Consider the following 5,879-nt stretch of genomic DNA (forward strand, 5'->3'; position numbering starts at 1 on the left):
GCAAAGCGTCCGCGCAGGCGGCTTCGCCAATCGGAGTGAAGCTCTTCTCCGCAACCACTTCATTTGCCAGGTCGCGCGCGAGCTGGTAATCGACGTCGTTTTCATGCAGGACGCCGGTTGCAAACGGGATGCTTTTTTTTTGCAGCGCACGGTACACGGGAATTCCCGTCCCGCCGCCCGCAATCACAAAGACCCGCGGCGCGCCCGCTGTACGCGCCATCTCGAAGCTGCCGAAAAGCGGATTGTAACTCCCGTTTGAGAGTTCGTAAAGTTCATCGATTAGCTTCCTCCTGAAAATCTCCTGCGGCGGTCCAAAGCGGACGACCGAATCCCCCTTCACGCACATCACAAGATCCGACACCTTCTGTGCCAGATCCAGTTCGTGCAGCGACAGGATGACCGTGATTTTGCGCTCCTTTGCCATTGTTCGCAGGATCTCCAGAAGTTCCAGCTTATAGCGGATATCAAGAAAGGAAGTCGGTTCATCCAGCACGATGACCTGCGGCTGCTGACAGATCGCGCGCGCAAGCAGAATACGTTGTCGCTGCCCGTCGCTGATTTCGGTGAAATCCCGGTCCCGCAAATCCCAGGCATTCACCACTTCAAGCGCGCTTCGCACCTGCGCATGATCCGCGTCCGATAAAATACCCAGCATTCCGGTGTAGGGGTACCGTCCGGCCGCCACGACATCCTGGCAGGTCATAAGCTCGGTTTTCAGCTTCTCGGTCAGCACGACCGAAACCTTGCGGGAAAAACTGCGGCCGCTCATCCCGTTGATGGAATTGCCGCCGATATAGACTGTTCCGCAGATGGTTTCCAGATATTTCGTAAGGCTTTTGAGGATGGTGGATTTGCCCGAACCGTTCGGCCCGATGAGGGTCAGGATCTGCCCTTTGCCGAGCCGGATTTCAATGTCCCGGATGAGCGGCACGCCGTGGTATCCCACCGTCAGGCCCCGCGTTTCAAAAAAGCTGTCCATGTTTAGCCGCGCACCTTCTTTCGCAGCAGAATGCCAATCACGACAGGCGCTCCGATGACAGCTGTCACCGAACTGATGCTCAGTTCCATCGGCGCGAACGCCGTACGCGCGACCAAATCGCAGCCCAGGCAGAAGATCGCGCCGCCCAGAAAGCATACTGGGATCACAACCAGCGGCCTGGCGGTTTTCAGAAATGACTTGACCAGGTGCGGCACCGCAATCCCCACAAAAGACACCGGTCCGGCGAACGCGGTTACACAGGCGCTCAGCACGCTCGAAAGCAGCACCAGCGCGATCCGAAACAGCCGGATATTCACGCCCATGTTCTGCGCGTAGCTTTCGCCCAGCTGATACGCCCCAATCGGTTTGGACATCAAAAACACGACGGCCGAGGCAAGGAGCACCACCACCGCCATGATCCGCACATCCTCCCACGACGCGCCGGAAAAGCTTCCGCGGGACCAGTTGTGCAGGTTTACGATGCTGGCGTCATCCGCAAAGGCGATGATAAAATCGGTGATTGCCGAACAGATGTAGCCGATCATCACGCCGCTGACAATCAACATTGAGGCGCGCTGCACCGCCCGTGCCATAAGGATCACGAACCCCATTGAGAGCATCGCGCCCACAAACGCCGCTACGATCATTTCCGCCGAGCCGACCGTGCGGTACCGGCTGAGCGCCGCCACCATGAAGATGGCCACCGTGAGCTTTGCACCGGACGAGATGCCCAGCACATAAGGTCCGGCGATCGGGTTGTTGAAGAAGGTCTGCAGCAAAAAGCCGGAAAGCGCAAGCGCCCCGCCCAGAAGGATGCCTGCCATCGTCCGGGGCAGCCGCACCTTCCAGATGATTCCCTGTCCCGTCTCGCTGCCGCCCTGCGAAAGCAGGATTTTGACGATGTCCGCCGCCTTCACTTCAACGCTGCCCAGACCAATATTCAGCAGCACCAGCAGGACAAATAGGACTGCGCATATCGTCAGCACCACGCTGTAACGCAGGCTGTGCCCCGCGGTTTTATCCTTCATTCCCATCCCGTCTTCTCCATCGCATATGTTCTTTCGCGCCGTCATTGCAGCCGGTACATATAGTGCAGTTCGTCCGTATCCGCAACTTGTCCGGTCAGCATCCGGCGGATGTCCGAAATCATCAGCCCGAGCTGGGTCGTCTCCTGAAAGAGGTTTTTGTCGGTGCACCAGACGTTCCCATTCCGCACAGCTTTAAAATCCCGGAGCAGCCCATTTTTGGCAACCAGCTCCTCCACGGTGGCAAGCTCGCCGTCGATGGTGCTGTTATAGATGATATAATCCGCGTCCTTTGCCGTGGCGTAGAACTGTTCCATCTCCAGCGTCACCGTGCTGGTGGCGGTTTCGGGGTCGCCCAGATCCGCAAAGATGTAGTTGCCGCCGGCAAGCTCGATCATTTTTGTCACATAGTCGCCGGATTTGCGGGCCACAGCGTAGCCGGACGAGCTGATATAGAAAAACGCCACCGTCTTTCCGGTATTTTCCGCGCCGGCCGCTTCTTCCAGATAGGCGGCCTGCTCGTCAAAAAGCCGCTGCGCAAGCGCCTCCTTTCCCAAAAGCGCCCCGTACAGCTTGATCCACTCGGTACGGCCGAGCGGATGGGACTCGTAGCTCGACTGGTCGATCAGCACCGGGATGCCGAGTTCCTCGAGTTTTTCCCGCACCTCCGGGACATGGTTCACCATCGTGGACTCAACCGCCAGCCCGCATCCGCCCGACAGGATGAGCTCATAATCCGGCGCGCTGTATTTTCCCGCATAGAGGATTTCGCCGTTTTCCATCGCCTGTCTTGCGTTTTCAATGTACCAGTCTCCCGCCTTTGTCCCGGACAGCCGGATGCTGTCGAGCGCGCCGAGCGCATCAAACAGGCACATGGCGGAGGTAGCCACAAGATAGATATCCTGCACCGGCCGGTGCAGGACGTTGATGTCCCCGCCGATCCCTTCCGGGGCCTGTTTTCCTTCCGGGACTACCAGAAACCGGCTTCCGTCCGAAATCGAAAGCAGCGTATAGCCGCCGGGATAGTAGTCCACTTCGAAATTTTCCGCATATTGCAGCTGCAGGCTGCGTTCGGCCTGCCAACCGTTTCCAAGCCCGCCTGACAAATCGGCGGGCGCGCTGGCCCTGCAGCCGGGCAGCAGCAGAACGGCCAGCAGGATACAGATCATTTTCTGAATCGTACGTTCGATATTCATGTTCACTCCAAAGGTTTCAGCGTCGCGGAATCGAAACGCAGGATGTAATCAATCTCATGCGGCTGGCTCATCGCGACCGTCCGCGCGCTGACCGCAAGGTCCCGGTCGAGCATGACCGGGATCTCAAAGACGGAAGTTTCCCCCGCGGCCACCGGATCGTACACGGCCCCGTCCACCCGCATGGATTCGTAAAAAGGGCTGCTCCAGACAAGCGTGGCCGTCACCGTCCCGTCCTTCACCGACAGCTTCGCCGGGGATTGGACACTTACCCGGCCGGTACCGCCTGTCAGCACCACCTCGGCCGTATACTGCCCGTCGGCGGGCGGCTGGGCCATCCGCGCCGCGAAAATCGCCTCCGCCGGGATCAGCGCGGACTCGAACACCAGCGTCCGGTCATACCACTTTTGCTTTTTGAAGCTGAAGGCGGCGCAGCAGGTTTCCTGATCCAGCGCCTGCACCGGCACGGTATAGGTATACTTCCCGTCCGCATCCTTTGCAAAATAGATGTAATGTTCCTCCGTGTCCACGAGCGCCTCCTCACCGGTACCCATGTAAAGTTTCTCATAACCCTTCCCGCTCAGCGTCAGGACAGCGGACATTTTCCCGTCCGCAACAGTGAGCTGCGCGTCTACAATCCGAAACATGGAAGAGCTGGACGTCACCCCGATCGGGTAAGTCCCATCCTGAATCTGGTTCCCATAGATGGGCTGTGTTGTTTCTTCTCCCGCATTGGACGAAGCCGTCCCGTTTGCGGACGGTGCGCTCTCCACTTCTTCAGAAAGCGTACCCGTTTCGTCCGCCGGCGGTATGCTGGAGCCGCCCCCATCCAAAGGCGTAGGCCCGCATCCGGCAATCAAAACGCAGGCCAGCAGCGCCGTCCATAAAAGTTTTTTTCTTTTCATTGAGTTTCTCCTTACAGCGCGCCTGCCGCCCAGTCGCATGGACTGGGCGGCGCGTCTTTTATCCCGCAATCAGTTTTCCAACATGCGCAACGAACATCCGCTGGATACCCGGATACTGCCCCAGGCCTTTCAGGACACATTCGACCTCAAAGCCTTCCTTTTCAAACACACTTTTCCAGGAGTCCTCCTCATCGCCCGCCATATCATTGTTGGCGTGGTCGCCCGCCACGATCATCAGCGGCAGCAGCACCGCTTTGGTCGCGCCGGAGCCCTTCACCAGCCCGAGGACATCCTCCAGCGTGGGGGCTGCTTCTACCGTGCCGACAAAATAGTTGCCGTAATCCGCCTTGGCCAGATGTTCCTGGAGCTTTGCATAGGTTGCGTTCGCTTCATGTTCGGTTCCATGGCCCATAAATACGATTGCGGTCCCGTCGGCATTGTAATCCTTGGTTTCCTCCGTAATGACCGAAATAAGCTCGTCATAATCCGCATCATCAATCAGAAGTGCCTGTCCCAGCTTGAAGCTGTCAAACTTGTCCGCATAGGGCGTAACCTCCGCGACAACATCGTCATATTCATAACCGCTCATAACATGCGTGGGCTGGACGACAACCTCCCTGACTCCATCCGCCACCAGCCGGTCCATTGCCTGGGTCACATTGTCGATCGAAAGCCCGTCACGCTCCTTGAGCTTGTCGATGATAATCTGGCTGGTGAAGGCGCGCCGCACCTCGTAATCCGGATAGGCGGACTGCAGTGCGTTTTCAATGCTCCCAATTGACAGGTCGCGGTTGTCGTTGTAGCTGGTACCGAAGCTGACCACCAGAAGGACCTTTTCCGGCGCGGCGTCCTCAGCGGCTTCGCTTTTTGCCGCGGAGCTCTCGGGCGGGGCGGACGCCTCGCTCTGGCTTTCAGAGCTCGCCGGGGTGTTTGTGGAACAGCCGGCAAACGCCAACAGGGATAAGGTCAAAGTCAGCAGCAGTGCGATCATTTTCCGGGCAGGTTTTTTCATTTTTCATTCTCCTTTGTTGTGATTTGTTTTCGGGAAAAAACTCCCCCGGACGCCTTCGGGCCCAAAACGAATCCAATGCAAATAAAAACGCCTGCAAAAGCTTGCAGACGTTCATTTTAATGCAGGAATAAACATACGCCATCATGCGATGGGTATGGCTTGCATTCCTTCATGTCCATGACCCCGGTGTCCGCAGGGATGTACGCGCCGCGCGGTTCACGCGGCAGGAAACAGGCAAGTATTCTGACTGATCGCCCATGCCCGCACGCGGGCACAATGTCTGGCGCCTTCCCGGAATGCTCTTCCAGTGGCATCCGCCAGCCTTATCGGCGAAATACAGCAACGGCCTTGTGTGGGATTCGCACCCAGCTTCCATGACCTGTTTCCATGATTCGGTTTGGGATCAGTATAGCACCGTGGAAATCGTTTTGTCAATCGGTTTCCGGTATTCCGGAAAGCTGAGCCGAAATCTTTTTCAGGAATACCGCGCCGAAGAAGAATTGCGCATCCCGGCCCAATATCCACGCGCTTGTATCTGCGGCAGATCTTTCATTTCCCCTGTCTCATCGGCTTGTTTCTTTTGCACAAATTCTGACAATTATTTTTAGTCTTAAAAATTTTCTTATTCTTAAAAAAAGTCATTGACTTATAACAAAAAATTATATATCATGAGGTTACCGGATAAACGTCGACAAAAAAAGACCGGAATAAAGCCTGCAAATAAAAAGTCAAGCTCCAAAGCGGGCTTGACGAAAGAAAATGTTG

At 56.7% G+C, this 5,879-nt stretch carries 5 protein-coding genes; all 5 read right to left on the bottom strand.

Features of this window, described 5'->3' with window-relative positions; genetic code table 11:
* On the bottom strand, positions 1-979 hold a 979-nt coding region (locus DWV16_RS15895; RefSeq protein WP_243007346.1), incomplete at its 3' end, for an ABC transporter ATP-binding protein.
* Positions 980-981: 2 nt separating this feature from the next.
* Positions 982-2,013, bottom strand: a complete 1,032-nt coding sequence (locus DWV16_RS15900; protein ID WP_118480227.1) for an iron ABC transporter permease — start codon at positions 2,011-2,013, stop codon at positions 982-984.
* A gap of 35 nt (positions 2,014-2,048) precedes the next feature.
* Entirely contained in the window at positions 2,049-3,200 is a 1,152-nt protein-coding gene (locus tag DWV16_RS15905; protein WP_079988140.1) for an ABC transporter substrate-binding protein, read from the bottom strand.
* 2 nt (positions 3,201-3,202) lie between these two features.
* Positions 3,203-4,102, bottom strand: coding sequence for a hypothetical protein (locus DWV16_RS15910; protein WP_243007347.1), 900 nt, complete (start codon positions 4,100-4,102; stop codon positions 3,203-3,205).
* Between the two features lie 58 nt (positions 4,103-4,160).
* Positions 4,161-5,114: a sirohydrochlorin cobaltochelatase gene (locus tag DWV16_RS15915; RefSeq protein ID WP_118480229.1), complete on the bottom strand. Its 954-nt coding sequence runs from the start codon at positions 5,112-5,114 to the stop codon at positions 4,161-4,163.
* Between the last annotated feature and the right edge of the window lie 765 nt (positions 5,115-5,879).

Source organism: Anaerotruncus sp. AF02-27, assembly GCF_003465835.1.
GTDB classification, from domain to species: domain Bacteria; phylum Bacillota; class Clostridia; order Oscillospirales; family Ruminococcaceae; genus Anaerotruncus; species Anaerotruncus rubiinfantis.